This window comes from uncultured Altererythrobacter sp. (assembly GCF_913057185.1).
Classification (GTDB): domain Bacteria; phylum Pseudomonadota; class Alphaproteobacteria; order Sphingomonadales; family Sphingomonadaceae; genus Erythrobacter; species Erythrobacter rubellus.
The window spans coordinates 237,573-250,134 of the sequence record NZ_CAJXNK010000002.1 but is presented as its reverse complement, the minus strand read 5'-3'; the positions used below and the strand labels follow the sequence as shown (position 1 = coordinate 250,134).

Genomic DNA, 12,562 nt, shown 5'->3' with positions numbered 1-12,562 from the left:
ACTCTAAACCTTCAAGCGTCGCCCCCAGGGCCCGATCTCCAGGTTGAGGCAATTCCCTTTCGCCTCTGCCCGATGCGCGGTTGGCAATCAAGCAGGAGAACCTACCAACTGCCGCCTTACCGGCCCCTTTCCCCGACTAACTCCCGAATATCGGCAGCGACACGAGGTCATTGAATGTCACAACCACCATCAGCATCAGCACGATTGCTATCCCCGTGCGGTACGCCCATTCGGTCGCTTGCGGTCCAACCGGCTTCTTCCTAACGGCCTCAGCCGCATAGAATGCCAGATGCCCACCATCCAGCGCGGGGATTGGCAGCAGGTTAATGAATGCCAAATTAAGCGAGATCAAAGCGGCGAAATTGACAAATGCCAGCAGACCGAGGCTCAACTGCTCGCCGGAGTACTTTGCTATCTTGATTGGGCCGCCCAGCTCCTGCACCGAACGGTCCCCGACGATGATCTGCTTTAAACCCAGCATCATCATCTCGAATGTGTTCCATGTGTAGGAAAGCGCGGCGGGCAAGGCCTCGGTCACGCCCAGCCGCTCATACGTTACTTCCGGAATGCCGTTGTCAGGGCGGAATACACCCAGTCGGCCAAGCGTCATCTGATTGCCAAAGCGATCTTCCTCGACAGCGCTGCCAATTGTAACCGGCAGCGTCAGAGTTTGATCAGCCCGTTCAACGGTCAATTCGATCTGCCGGTTCGGGAATAGCGCAACCTGGTCGATCAACTCCTGGAAATCACCAATTGCCTGCCCGTCTATTGCAATGATCCGGTCACCCACTTCAACGCCCGCATCGTGCGCGGCGGATTCTTCCGCAAAACGGCTGATCATAGTGGAATCGTCGGGAAATGTGACTGTTGGCTGTCCACTGATCGCGAAGAACGCAAAGAAGATGCCTATGGCCACGATCAGATTGGTCGCAGGGCCTGCAAACACAATCAGCGCACGTTTCCACAATGACTGCGACTGGAAAGAATCCGAGTGAACCGGCGCCTTGGGATCCGGAATGCTAGCAGGGTTCATATCGCCTTTGAACTGGACATAGCCACCGAGCGGGATGGCCGCGACTTTCCAGCGCGTGCCGCGCTTGTCAGTCCAGCCAAACAGCTCCCGACCGAAGCCGATCGAAAACGCATCGGCGCCGACGCCAAACCAGCGGCCAACCAGATAGTGACCCAGTTCGTGCACTGTAACTAGCGGACCCAACACCAGCAGGAAACCGGCGATATACATCCAGAAAGGCGGGGATTCGAACAAGTTACGCGGTCTCCAGTTGCGCAGTCGCAGCCGATCTTGCCTCTCGATCAACATTTAGCACGTCATCGAGGGTTTGCGGCGCTGGCGCGCTATAGCGGTTTAGTGTGCTTTCCACCACTGCCGTAATGTCCATGAACCCGATCTGACCCGCCAGAAACGCCGCAACGGCTACTTCATTGGCGGCATTCAGCGTGGCAGGAGCGCCCGCGCCCGCTTCGATGGCCTCGCGCGCCAATCTCGTAGCAGGAAAGCGCGCTTCGTCGGGTGCGAAGAAGCTGAGTTCACCGATTGCCGCCAGGTCGAGCGATTCCATCGGTGTGTCCATACGCCTTGGCCATGCGAGGCAAGAAGCAATCGGCACACGCATATCGGACGGGCCCAATTGCGCCAGCGTGGACTTGTCACGGTATTCGACCATGGAATGGATCACGCTTTGCGGGTGCACCACGATTTTCAAACGGTCCAGGCCCACCGGAAAAAGATGATGCGCCTCGATATACTCCAGACCCTTGTTCATCATGGTGGCGCTGTCGACGCTTATCTTCGCGCCCATATCCCAATTGGGATGCGCGATGGCCTGAGCAGGGGTTGCAGCCCTCAGTTGGTCCAGTGACCAGGTGCGCAGCGGGCCTCCGCTGGCAGTCAGCGTGATCCGCGCGACATCGGCAATGTCATTGCCTTGCAAACACTGGAAGATCGCATTGTGCTCGCTATCGACGGGCAGCAGTGTCGGGCCATGTTTGGCAACCGCTGCCGTCATGACGTCGCCGGCCGAAACCAGCGCTTCCTTGTTCGCCAGAGCGAGCGTGCCGCCTTGCTCGATTGCGGCCATAACCGGCGCCAGCCCCGCGCAGCCGACGATCGCAGCAACGGTGATATCGACCGGGCGGCTTGCCGCTTCGCAAAGCGCCGCACGGCCACCAGCCGCTTCGATATCTGTCCCGACAAGAGCCTCGCGCAATTCAGGCAAGCAGCTTTCGTCGCTGACCACGGCGATCTTCGCGCTGAATTCGCGCGCGAACGTGGCCAGCTGTTTCGCGGAGCAATTCGCAGTCAGCGCCTCAACTTGCCATTCGTCAGGATTGCGACGGATCAAGTCGAGCGTCTGCTCGCCCACCGAACCCGTTGCTCCAAGAATCGAGATCGAGCGGGTCATGCCGGATGCACCGCCCACAGTGCGATGCTCACAATTGCGACAGGTAGCAAGCCATCCACACGATCAAACACACCGCCATGACCGGGAATGAGGTTGGACGAGTCCTTCACCCCTGCGCGCCTCTTGAGCCAGCTCTCAAAGAAATCACCCGATTGGGCGACCACCGCAAGCAATGCGCCGATTGCAAATGCGATAAACATCATTGTCCGAAGGGAGCTATCGCCGCTGTTCCAAGCGAAAAATCCGGCTGAGACAAGTCCTGCCGCCAGCATTCCGCCACCTAGGCCAGCCCATGTTTTGGAAGGACTGATCTTCGGTGCGATCTTGGGTCCGCCGATCGAGCCCCCGCTGAAATACGCACCGACATCGGTAGCGATAACGACCGCAAGTATTCCCACCACAACTGCTATTGGCAGGCTCACCAATGCATATGCGGCCGTGCCGACATAAAGCCCGCCCAGCACGAGAGCGATCAGGCGAGATCCCCTACCCTCGAATGCCAGCATCACCAGTCGCCCGAATTCGCTGACGCAGAGGACCGCGACAATCAGCGCGAACAGGTCAAACCAGAAACCACCCAGCCACAGCGCCGTACCTGCCACCGCCAGCATCACCACAGCCGAGGCGAACCGCACCGGCAGGTCGGATTTCTTCTTAGGTGTCTCAGCGTCCGCCAAAGCGTCGCTCCCTTTGCGCGAAATCGTCCAGCGCAGTTTGCAGCATCTCCGGCGTGAAATCCGGCCACAGCGTGTCCACGAACAACATTTCGGCATAGGCCGATTGCCACAGCAGGAAATTCGACAGTCGGATTTCGCCACTGGTCCGGATCAGCAGATCGAGAGGCGGCAAATCAGCCGTATCAAGATGCGCAGCAATAGTCCGCTCGTTCACTTCGCCAATTGACGCAGCTTTGGTCGCTGCGCGCGCGATTTCTTGCTGCGAGCCATAGTTGAGTGCCACTGCAACCGTATGTGTACCCGCTCTGGTCTGTTCTAGTGCATCTTCGAGCATTTGGACGATATCGGGCTCAAGCCCTTGCCAATCGCCGATAATTTTCAGCCGGACGCCATTCTCGATGAATTCGGGTAAATCCGACTTGATGAACTTGCGCATCAAATTCATCAGGTCGTCGACTTCGTCTTCTGACCGTTTCCAGTTCTCGCTGCTGAAGGCATAAAGCGTCAAGCAATCGAGCCCGGAACTATTGAGGCTGCGCACAAGCTTTCGCACGGCCTCTACGCCGCTTTTGTGCCCCATCGATCGCGGTAAGGCGCGCTTTCTCGCCCAGCGCCCATTGCCATCCATGATGATGGCGACGTGACGTGCGCGGCTCGCATCCTTAGAGGGCGTCTCGCCCATCGATCCCCTCCGGCTACCCCGATCTCACTGAGTCAGAATTTCCTGAACCTTCTTCTCAACCGCCGCATCAATATCCGCGATATGGCTATCGGTCATCTTCTGGACCTCGTCTTCCAGACGCTTGCGTTCGTCTTCCGAGATTTCCTTCTTCTTCTCGTCAGCCTTAAGCGATTCCATGCCGTCGCGGCGAACATTGCGCACAGCGATCTTGCCCTTTTCGCCATATTCGCCGGCCAGCTTGGCCAGATCCTTGCGGCGTTCCTCGGTCAGGTCCGGCATCGGTAGACGGATTGTCTGGCCGTCAGTCATCGGATTGAGGCCGAGGTTTGCCTTGGCAATACCTTTCTCAACCGCGCTGACGTTCGACTTGTCCCACACCTGAACGCTTAGCATGCGTGGCTCTGGAGCCGACACCGTCGCTACTTGCGAGATTGGCATCATCGCGCCGTAAACTTCGGCGACAACCGGATCGAGCAGGCTGGTGTTCGCACGACCGGTGCGCAAACCGCCCAGATCACTCTTCAGCGATTCCACTGCGCCATTCATCCGGCGTTCGATATCTGCCTTTTCATATTGCGGCATGTTTCAGGCTTCCTCTTGTACGATTGTCTGTACGCCGTTTCCTTCGAGCACGCGGGCAACATTGCCCTTTTCGCGGATCGAGAAAACGACGATCGGAATGGAATTCTCGCGGCACAGGGCGACTGCAGTGGCGTCCATCACCTTGAGATTGTCTGCCAACACCCGGTCATAGCTGATCGTGTCAAAACGCGTGGCATCGGGATTTTGCTTCGGATCGCTGTCATAGACCCCGTCCACGCTGGTACCTTTGAGCAGCGCATCACAGTTCATCTCGGCAGCACGCAATGCTGCGCCGGTATCAGTCGTGAAGAAAGGATTGCCTGTGCCTGCGGCGAAAATCACGATCCGCCCCTTCTCTAGATGGCGTTCCGCGCGCCGACGAATGTAAGGCTCGCAAACGCTGCTCATCGGGATTGCTGACTGCACGCGGGTCTGCACGCCGGCTTGCTCCAAAGCGTTCTGCATCGCCAACGCGTTCATAACCGTCGCGAGCATGCCCATGTAGTCGCCGGTGGTGCGATCCAGGCCCTTGGCCGCGCCGGCCACCCCGCGGAAAATATTACCGCCGCCGATTACCAGACATATCTCTAGCCCGGTATCCTTGGCCGCCTTCACCTCTTCGGCCAGGCGCGCAACATAGGCAGGATCAATCCCGTATTCCTGTTCGCCCATCAGCACTTCGCCCGAGAGCTTCAGGAGAATGCGTTTGACAGGTGGTAGGCTCATGGTCGGTCCCGCTCCCAAGTATGGATTGAATTGCGAAGGGCCTTAGCCGCCCTTCCCGACTCGCGCAAAGGGTAAAGAAGCGTCACCCTTACATCCAAACAAGACGGCCGCCGAACATAACGTCCAGCGGCCGCTTCAGAATCGGTGCTTGGAAGAATTAGCCGCCAACAGCAGCTGCGACTTCTGCAGCGAAGTCGCTTTCTTCCTTCTCGATGCCTTCGCCGAGCTGGAAGCGGACGTAGTCGACCAGCTTGATCGAGCCGCCGTTATCCTTGGCAGTGCGCGCAACAACATCTTCAACCGAAGACTTGTTGTCCATCACGAACATCTGGCTGAGCAGAGCGTTTTCTTTCGCGAACTTCTTGATCGCGCCATCGACCATCTTTTCCTGCACGTTTTCAGGCTTGCCGCTCTCGGCTGCCTTTTCCGCTGCGATTGCACGCTCGCGCGCGATTACTTCAGGATCCAGGCCGTCTGCATCGAGAGCCTGTGGGAACATCGAAGCGATATGCATGGCGAGCTGCTTGCCAAACGGCACCAGCACGTCGTCGCCCAGGTCGCTCTCAAGAGCAACCAGAACGCCGATCTTGCCGAGGCCTTCTGCCGCCGCGTTGTGCATGTAAGAAACAACCGAACCCTGCGGTACCGACACGCTTTTCATGCGGCGGACCTGCTGGTTCTCGCCAATAGTAGCGATGTTGTTCGTCAGCTTGTCAGCCACAGTACCGCCATCTGGGTATGCAGCAGCTTTCAGAGTTTCGATATCGTCTGTGTCTACACTCAGAGCGACTTGCGTGGTCTTGCGCACGAAGTCCTGAAACTGGTCGTTCTTTGCAACGAAATCTGTTTCAGAGTTCACTTCGACTGCAACGCCCTTTTTGCCTTCAACGGTAACACCGACAAGGCCTTCAGCCGCAGTACGGCTAGACTTCTTCTGAGCGGTAGCGAGGCCCTTGGCGCGCAACGCGTCAACTGCGGCTTCGATATCGCCGTTTGCTTCTTCAAGCGCCTTTTTGGCGTCCATCATGCCCGCGCCGGTCTTCTCGCGCAGAGCCTTCACATCAGCGGCAGAAAATGCAGCCATGGTGATTTCCTTTTCAAATGGTCTGTGTGCACCGGGACCGCTCTTTAGCGGTGATACCCAGTACATTAGGGGTAGTGGATGACACGCCAAAGACGTACCAGCCGAGATTAAGGCTTAAGCAGTCGCTTCAGCTGGTGGCTGTTCCATCGCACCAACGTCTTCACCGCTGTCGGCAACGGCTCCGCCGCGGCCAGCGATAGCTGCTGAAGCAATCGCATCACAATAAAGGCGAACCGCACGGCTCGCGTCGTCATTGCCGGGTACCGGGAATGCGATGCCAGTCGGATCGACATTGGTGTCGAGAACCGCGATCACTGGAATGCCCAATACAGCCGCTTCCTTGATGGCGAGATCTTCCTTGTTCGCGTCAATCACAAACATCACGCTTGGAACGCCGCCCATGTCGCGGATGCCGCCCAATGAAAGCTCAAGCTTGTCACGCTCACGTGTCAGCTGCAGAACTTCTTTCTTCGTGAAGCCCGAAGTGTCGCCCGAAAGCTGCTCTTCAAGGGTCTTCATGCGCTTGATCGACTGGCTGATTGTCTTCCAGTTAGTGAGCATGCCGCCCAACCAGCGGTGGTTGACGAAGTGCTGACCCGAAGCGCGTGCGGCTTCTGCGATCGGCCCTTGCGCCTGACGCTTGGTGCCAACGAACAATACCTTGCCGCCAGAACGAACAGATTGCTCAACGAAGTCGAGAGCGCGCGCGAACAGTGGCACAGTCTGCGACAGGTCGATAATGTGAACACCGTTGCGATTGCCGAAGATATACGGCTTCATCCGCGGGTTCCAGCGGTGGGTCTGGTGGCCGAAGTGTGCGCCGGCCTCAATCAATTGCTGCATTGTGACGGTAGTGGCCGCCATAGGTAATTCCTTTCCGGTTATGCCTCTGGAGAGCTGGAACCTTGTTGCGGTATGTCCCGCGCAAGGCACCGGTATGTACGCTCACCATGTGGATTTGAACGGTTAGAACTCGGCCGGGATGGCCCTATTCTTCACGAACGCCGCGCGCTCTAGACGTGAAATTGCCAAATATCCAGCCCCAATCGTGAAATTCGCGTGCGAGCCGGATATTCCCGCTTGACACCTTGGAACATTTAGGGAACATGCGAAGCGGAACAAACGTGGTACACAATCAATGCCCGCTAGCGCTTGAAAGGTCAAGTGTTCGGGACAGGCAGGAGACAGCCCATGCTCACTTTCGGACTTGCAGCCCTTTTTATGGTGATCGCCTTGGGGAGTATCATTTCCTTGTCAGACAGCGCACTGAAATGGCGCAATGCCTATCATTCGATGAAAGCTGAAATGGCTTTGGATAGTATTGCAGCTGTTCGGGTCAACGAAGCCGCGGTGGTGACTCTGCGTATGGCACCTGCTGCTCGCGCCGACGTTAGCCGGCAGGTTTCGCCCGCTCATCTTGCAATTGCCGCTTGATTTTTCCGTAGCGGTAAAGAGCCAGCGGCATCAACGCGACATAGATCACGCATATACCCGCAAGGGTCCACCACGGTTCTTGCAACAATGCTCCGAAAACGAGCGCAAAGACACCAATGACTTCCAGGCGAATGCTGCGCCTGGGTCGGATCGATTTCCAGCTGAATGTCGCAACATTGGAAATCATCAGCATGCCCGTTGCTGCAAGCCAGATTGAGACAAACACCGGATTGCGAAATTCCGCGATGTCTGTCGCCATCCAGAGATAGAAAGGCATGAATGCGAGCGCAGCCCCAATCGGAGCCGGAACGCCTGTCAGGAATCCGGCCAGCTTGTGCGGCTGATCATCCGTATCAATCTGCGCATTGAACCGTGCCAGACGCAGCGCGGCACAAATCGCAAATGCCAGCGACGCAAACCAGCCGAGCCGGGGCAAGTCCTGGATTGACCAAAGGTACAAAATAATCGCCGGAGCCACACCGAAAGAGATCGAGTCCGCAAGGCTGTCAAGCTCGGCGCCAAAGCGCGATTGCGCATTCAGGAGGCGCGCGATGCGTCCATCTACGCCGTCGAGCAATCCGGCAAGAACAACCGCGTAAACCGCCAAATTCCAATCGCTAGAGATCGCAAACCGAATGCCAGTCAATCCGGCTGCCAAAGCAGCGGCTGTGATTGCGTTTGGCAGAAGCGCCCGCAGGGAAAGCCCGCGCGTGGTCTTGGCAGGTTTGGGAAGGGTTTCCTCGCCCTCTTCCGACTTTGGCCCAACGCGCGGTGTGTCGCTCACTGAGCGATGCCTTCCAGCAGCTTCTGCGATCCCAGCTCAGCCAAGATGGTTTCGCCGGCGATGATCTTTTGCCCCATCAGAACCTTTGGATCGGTTCCAGCAGGCAGATACACATCTACGCGACTACCAAAGCGGATCAGGCCTACTCTTTGTCCAACGGCAACAATGTCACCTGGTTTAACGAAAGGCACAATACGCCTTGCGACAAGACCCGCAATCTGTGTGAAGGCAATCTTTACGCCGTCCTGTCGCTGTACCAGAAAATGCTGACGCTCGTTCTCTTCGCTCGCCTTATCCAAGTCCGCATTCATGAACTTACCCGGAATATAGACAACACGCTCGATCGTGCCTGCGATGGGTGAGCGATTGATGTGAACATCGAACACGCTCATGAAGATCGAAATTCGTGTTACGGGTTCACGCGTTAAGCTTGGCGCGCCCGAACCATCATCGACGCACAGCTCTTCTGGTGGTTCACACACAGTGATCGTCGAAACCAGCCCGTCCGCTGGCGCAACAATCACGTTTTCACCCTGCGGTACAACGCGTTCCGGATCGCGGAAAAATGCGAATACACCTGCAGACAAGAGCAACATCGGCCAACCGATGATTTCCCAATCGAGCAAGATAAGGGGGATCAGGCTAAGCCCGATAGCGATGACGCCAAATTTGCGCCCCTCGGGGTGTATCGGCGGCCAGCTCCAACTGACTTCGCCGCGCCCCTTATTGTCTAGAATTTCTCCGGCCATGCCAAAGCGTTTAGGAGGTGGTTCGATGCGCTGCAAGCAAAGCCTGCCCGCTTTCGTCAACCAACTTTGCGTACAAACACCGTGCCAGCAGAATATCCTGCTCCAAAGCTGCAGATCAGGCCATCATCCCCTACAGCCAGATCTTCGCTGTGCTTGTGAAAGGCAATGATCGAGCCAGCACTCGATGTGTTGGCGTAAGTATCAAGCACGGTCGGGCTTTCGTCATTGCTTGCTTCGTGACCCAGAACCTTGTGCGAAATCAGGCGGTTCATACCGGCATTGGCCTGATGCAACCACAGACGGCGCAGGCCCTTCGGATCGATCTCCAGTCGCTCGGCTTCATCGATGATCATCTGCGCAACCATTGGCACCACTTCTTTGAAGACCTTGCGGCCTTCCTGCACAAACAGCTTGTCTGGCTTGCCGTCGCCATCAGGATGCGCGCGGTTCAGAAAACCGAAATTGTTGCGGATGTTGTTGGAGAATACGGTCTTTAGCTTTGTGCCCAAGATGTCCCAATGCTCTGGCGGAGCGATAGCTGCATCTTCAACCAGCACAGCGGTCGCAACATCGCCAAAAATGAAATGGCTATCGCGGTCACGCCAGTTCAAATGGCCCGACGTAATCTCAGGGCTTACCACCAGCACACTCTTGGCATTCCCTGCGCGAATGTAATCTGCCGCTGTCTGGATACCGAACGTCGCTGAAGAGCACGCAACATTCATGTCAAAGCCGAAACCCTCGATGCCCAGCTCTTGCTGAATTTCGATGGCCATCGCCGGATATGCGCGTTGCATGTTCGAAGCGGCACAAAGCACCGCATCCACGTCTTTGGGATCGCGCCCCGCCCGCTCCAATGCCTGGCGCGCGGCCTTGACGCCGATCTCCGCCATGATCGAAAGCTCGTCATTGCCCCGCTCTTCCCAGCGCGGCGACATGATGTCTGGATCGAGTATCGGCTCTTTCGCCATCACGTGGCGTGCCTTTATCCCGCTCGCTTTCTCGATGAACTCAACCGAGCTCGGCTGAAGCGCTTCGACTTCGCCTGCAGCAATAGCATTCGCATTGCTCGCGTTGTGCCCCTCCACATAATCGTTGTAACTGGCAACCAGCTCTTCATTGGTTATGACATGTTCCGGTGTAAAAAGACCGGTAGCGGAGATAACAGGGCGGCCTGTTCGATCTTGGGCAGTGAGTTCCATGGTACGCGGGAATAGTAACCTTCCCCCTCCACGGCAAGTCAAAGCGCCCAGTATGCTTGTGAGCTTTTGCACACTTGCACTGCGCTGCTATGACACCGCATGGGAGAGCACGATTGGTCAGCAACGCAGATCCAGTGTCGGTATATATCCACGAAGGTTTTGCCAAGGGCGAGTTTGTTGTAATGCGGGGCGCACGTGATGCGCTTTTAGGAATGCCCGCATTGATCTTGCCCAGAGTACAAGTGAAAATGCGTGCCGGGGATTTACCGAAACCAGAGGAGAACGGCGTGAGATATCTCAAGATACCGGTGGACCAGCTATGACCTTGGCATACTTCCCGGACGCCCAGCCACTCGAAGGCCTGATCGGCGGACTCATGATTGGCATCGCAGCGGCTATCATGTTGCTCGGCCTTGGTCGTATCGCCGGAGCTAGCGGGCTGGCAGGCCGCAGTATTGGACTGAGCGATGCCGGCCCCCCGCGGATTGTCGCCTCAATGTTCATCGCGGGCCTGATACTTGGCGCTTTGTTATTCCAAGGCGCGTTTGGCCCGATAGAATCCACTTACCCCCCATCGATAGGTTGGTTGATTACGGGCGGGCTGATCACTGGTTTTGGAACGCGGCTCGGAAGCGGTTGCACAAGCGGGCATGGTGTTTGCGGGATGTCGCGGCTCAGCCGCAGGTCAATTGTGGCCGTCATGACTTTCATTGGCAGTGGCATGACAACGGTTGCCATCGTCAATTTCGCAGGCGGAGGCTGGTAATGAGGCAAGCAATTATCGCTCTTCTTTCCGGTGCTTTGTTCGGAGGCGGGCTCGCCCTTTCGGGAATGATGGACCCTTCCCGCGTTCGCGGTTTTCTCGACATAGCCGGGCATTGGGATCCCACGCTGGCTTTCGTCATGGGTGGTGCGACGCTGGTAATGGCGGTCGCTTGGCTGGTTCAACGCAGGATGGAGCGGCCCATCGCCGATACCGGCTTCTCGTTGCCGGGCACAGACTTAATTGATCGGCGATTGACGTTCGGCTCAGCGTTGTTCGGAGTGGGATGGGGTTTGGCCGGACTTTGCCCGGGTCCTGGCATCGCATCACTGGCGGTCAATCCGATCCCTGCCGGCATTTTCGTCGCTTCGATGTTCGCCGGGATGACGATTTTCAAAGCAGTCGAAAAATAACCAAACAAGGAAATGGTGGACAGGGCTGGATTCGAACCAGCGTACGCTTGCGCGGGCAGATTTACAGTCTGCTGCCTTTAACCACTCGGCCACCTGTCCACATATTCCTGCGGGAAAAATAGAGCTGCTGTGGGGCGGCTCCGAATGCCGAGACGCGCCCCTTTGGCGAAGCGGCGCTTGCCTGTCAATGGTGTGGCTGGCAGGGGAGCGGCAACAAAGCACTTTTTGGAGAACAGTAATGGCCAAAGGCGATCGCAAACGCGCGCTTAGAGGTCGGGCAGGACGAATGAAAGGTGGGCGGGGCTCCGGTCGTGCGACCGCCGGTCATGCACGGCTATGGGGGCGGCATGCGGTGGAAGCGGCATTGAAAAATCCTGCACGCATTCACCGCAAGCTATGGGCCACGCGCGAAGGCATCGAATCACTCGATGGCGAGTTGCCGGCCGATTTCCCGATCGAGTATGCAGATGTCACCGATCTTGCGCGCCTGGTTGCGAAGGACGCGCCACATCAGGGCCTGGTGCTCGAATGCGAGGCGTTGGAGAATCGCTTTCTGGACGAATTTACCGACGCAGATCCTGCGCGCCCATTGATTGTGCTCGATCAGGTCACCGATCCGCACAATGTCGGCGCAATCTTGCGTTCGGGTGCGGCGTTCGGTGCAGCTGCCATTGTCACGCAAGACAGGCATTCGCCGCCCGAATCCGGCGTGGTCGCAAAATCGGCGTCGGGTGCGCTCGAAGTCGTGCCTTGGATACGCGTGGTCAATCTAGCGCGTGCACTCGAGGAAATGGCCGAAGCCGGCTATTGGCGGATTGGCCTTACGGGGCATGCGGAGGCCACGCTTGCCGAGGCTCTGCCAGCAGGTCCGGTTGCTCTCGTACTAGGCGCAGAAGGCGCCGGTATGCGGCAAAACATCGAAGGGCACTGTGATGCACTGGCCAAGCTGCCGATCACACGGGCAGTGGAAAGCCTTAATGTGAGCAATGCCGCTGCAATCGCGCTTTATGCCACAACAACACGATAGCCAGTCTGTCAGGAGA

General features: G+C 57.3%; 15 protein-coding genes and 1 tRNA gene. 4 read left to right on the top strand and 12 right to left on the bottom strand.

The window, feature by feature from the left end:
- Positions 1–136: 136 nt before the first annotated feature.
- The 8 genes from rseP to rpsB form a co-directional block, all read right to left on the bottom strand.
- A complete protein-coding gene (gene rseP, locus QZ487_RS09070) occupies positions 137–1,243 on the bottom strand; it encodes an RIP metalloprotease RseP (protein ID WP_285976998.1) in 1,107 nt (368 codons plus the stop codon).
- Positions 1,244–1,268: 25 nt separating this feature from the next.
- Complete coding sequence (gene dxr, locus QZ487_RS09065; protein WP_285975530.1) at positions 1,269–2,423, bottom strand: 1-deoxy-D-xylulose-5-phosphate reductoisomerase; 1,155 nt, start codon at positions 2,421–2,423, stop codon at positions 1,269–1,271.
- On the bottom strand, positions 2,420–3,100 hold the full coding sequence (locus QZ487_RS09060; protein WP_285975531.1) for a phosphatidate cytidylyltransferase: 681 nt from the start codon (positions 3,098–3,100) through the stop codon (positions 2,420–2,422). Before QZ487_RS09060 ends, dxr begins: the two co-directional genes overlap by 4 nt.
- Complete coding sequence (gene uppS, locus QZ487_RS09055) at positions 3,087–3,782, bottom strand: polyprenyl diphosphate synthase (RefSeq protein WP_285975532.1); 696 nt, start codon at positions 3,780–3,782, stop codon at positions 3,087–3,089. The genes QZ487_RS09060 and uppS overlap by 14 nt, the downstream gene beginning before the upstream one ends.
- A gap of 24 nt (positions 3,783–3,806) precedes the next feature.
- Positions 3,807–4,364, bottom strand: a complete 558-nt coding sequence (gene frr / locus QZ487_RS09050; protein ID WP_285975533.1) for a ribosome recycling factor — start codon at positions 4,362–4,364, stop codon at positions 3,807–3,809.
- Positions 4,365–4,367: 3 nt separating this feature from the next.
- Complete coding sequence (pyrH, locus tag QZ487_RS09045) at positions 4,368–5,090, bottom strand: UMP kinase (RefSeq protein ID WP_285975534.1); 723 nt, start codon at positions 5,088–5,090, stop codon at positions 4,368–4,370.
- A 157-nt stretch (positions 5,091–5,247) separates the two neighbouring features.
- Positions 5,248–6,174 (bottom strand): translation elongation factor Ts, encoded by a 927-nt coding sequence (tsf, locus tag QZ487_RS09040; RefSeq protein WP_285975535.1) that lies wholly within the window; start codon positions 6,172–6,174, stop codon positions 5,248–5,250.
- A gap of 114 nt (positions 6,175–6,288) precedes the next feature.
- Complete coding sequence (rpsB, locus tag QZ487_RS09035) at positions 6,289–7,038, bottom strand: 30S ribosomal protein S2 (protein ID WP_285975536.1); 750 nt, start codon at positions 7,036–7,038, stop codon at positions 6,289–6,291.
- A 327-nt stretch (positions 7,039–7,365) separates the two neighbouring features.
- Here rpsB and QZ487_RS09030 point away from each other — a divergent pair, with 327 nt between their 5' ends.
- Positions 7,366–7,608 (top strand): hypothetical protein, encoded by a 243-nt coding sequence (locus tag QZ487_RS09030; RefSeq protein ID WP_296024492.1) that lies wholly within the window; start codon positions 7,366–7,368, stop codon positions 7,606–7,608.
- Here the strand turns inward: QZ487_RS09030 and pssA are convergent.
- Genes pssA through QZ487_RS09015 form a run of 3 tightly spaced genes read right to left on the bottom strand, consistent with a single transcriptional unit; the run spans position 7,565 to position 10,343 of the window.
- Positions 7,565–8,392 (bottom strand): CDP-diacylglycerol--serine O-phosphatidyltransferase, encoded by an 828-nt coding sequence (gene pssA, locus QZ487_RS09025; protein WP_285975538.1) that lies wholly within the window; start codon positions 8,390–8,392, stop codon positions 7,565–7,567. The two genes, QZ487_RS09030 and pssA, sit on opposite strands and share 44 nt — an antisense overlap.
- Positions 8,389–9,141 (bottom strand): phosphatidylserine decarboxylase, encoded by a 753-nt coding sequence (locus QZ487_RS09020; protein ID WP_285975539.1) that lies wholly within the window; start codon positions 9,139–9,141, stop codon positions 8,389–8,391. Before QZ487_RS09020 ends, pssA begins: the two co-directional genes overlap by 4 nt.
- Positions 9,142–9,197: 56 nt before the next feature.
- Entirely contained in the window at positions 9,198–10,343 is a 1,146-nt protein-coding gene (locus tag QZ487_RS09015) for a beta-ketoacyl-ACP synthase III (protein WP_296024490.1), read from the bottom strand.
- Between the two features lie 319 nt (positions 10,344–10,662).
- On the opposite strand from QZ487_RS09015, the gene QZ487_RS09010 reads away from it, so the two are divergent.
- Together QZ487_RS09010 and QZ487_RS09005 are read left to right on the top strand one after the other, a co-directional pair.
- Positions 10,663–11,109 (top strand): YeeE/YedE thiosulfate transporter family protein, encoded by a 447-nt coding sequence (locus tag QZ487_RS09010; RefSeq protein WP_285975541.1) that lies wholly within the window; start codon positions 10,663–10,665, stop codon positions 11,107–11,109.
- Complete coding sequence (locus QZ487_RS09005; RefSeq protein ID WP_285975542.1) at positions 11,109–11,519, top strand: DUF6691 family protein; 411 nt, start codon at positions 11,109–11,111, stop codon at positions 11,517–11,519. Before QZ487_RS09010 ends, QZ487_RS09005 begins: the two co-directional genes overlap by 1 nt.
- Positions 11,520–11,532: 13 nt before the next feature.
- Here QZ487_RS09005 and QZ487_RS09000 read toward each other — a convergent pair.
- Positions 11,533–11,618 (bottom strand) — tRNA-Tyr (locus QZ487_RS09000).
- Between the two features lie 139 nt (positions 11,619–11,757).
- On the opposite strand from QZ487_RS09000, the gene rlmB reads away from it, so the two are divergent.
- Positions 11,758–12,546 carry a 23S rRNA (guanosine(2251)-2'-O)-methyltransferase RlmB gene (gene rlmB / locus QZ487_RS08995; protein WP_296024487.1) on the top strand — a complete coding sequence of 263 codons (789 nt, stop codon included), beginning with the start codon at positions 11,758–11,760 and terminating at the stop codon, positions 12,544–12,546.
- The last annotated feature ends 16 nt before the right edge of the window (positions 12,547–12,562 follow it).

Excerpts from the sequence above, each read along its gene's own strand:
- rpsB (WP_285975536.1), bottom strand. The coding sequence starts at position 7,038 with ATGGCGGCCACTACCGTCACAATGCAGCAATTGATTGAGGCCGGCGCA.
- QZ487_RS09005 (WP_285975542.1), top strand. The coding sequence starts at position 11,109 with ATGAGGCAAGCAATTATCGCTCTTCTTTCCGGTGCTTTGTTCGGAGGC.
- pyrH (WP_285975534.1), bottom strand. The coding sequence starts at position 5,090 with ATGAGCCTACCACCTGTCAAACGCATTCTCCTGAAGCTCTCGGGCGAA.
- uppS (WP_285975532.1), bottom strand. The coding sequence starts at position 3,782 with ATGGGCGAGACGCCCTCTAAGGATGCGAGCCGCGCACGTCACGTCGCC.
- frr (WP_285975533.1), bottom strand. The coding sequence starts at position 4,364 with ATGCCGCAATATGAAAAGGCAGATATCGAACGCCGGATGAATGGCGCA.
- rseP (WP_285976998.1), bottom strand. The coding sequence starts at position 1,243 with ATGTATATCGCCGGTTTCCTGCTGGTGTTGGGTCCGCTAGTTACAGTG.
- QZ487_RS09030 (WP_296024492.1), top strand. The coding sequence starts at position 7,366 with ATGCTCACTTTCGGACTTGCAGCCCTTTTTATGGTGATCGCCTTGGGG.
- rlmB (WP_296024487.1), top strand. The coding sequence starts at position 11,758 with ATGGCCAAAGGCGATCGCAAACGCGCGCTTAGAGGTCGGGCAGGACGA.
- QZ487_RS09020 (WP_285975539.1), bottom strand. The coding sequence starts at position 9,141 with ATGGCCGGAGAAATTCTAGACAATAAGGGGCGCGGCGAAGTCAGTTGG.
- tsf (WP_285975535.1), bottom strand. The coding sequence starts at position 6,174 with ATGGCTGCATTTTCTGCCGCTGATGTGAAGGCTCTGCGCGAGAAGACC.
- QZ487_RS09015 (WP_296024490.1), bottom strand. The coding sequence starts at position 10,343 with ATGGAACTCACTGCCCAAGATCGAACAGGCCGCCCTGTTATCTCCGCT.
- dxr (WP_285975530.1), bottom strand. The coding sequence starts at position 2,423 with ATGACCCGCTCGATCTCGATTCTTGGAGCAACGGGTTCGGTGGGCGAG.
- QZ487_RS09010 (WP_285975541.1), top strand. The coding sequence starts at position 10,663 with ATGACCTTGGCATACTTCCCGGACGCCCAGCCACTCGAAGGCCTGATC.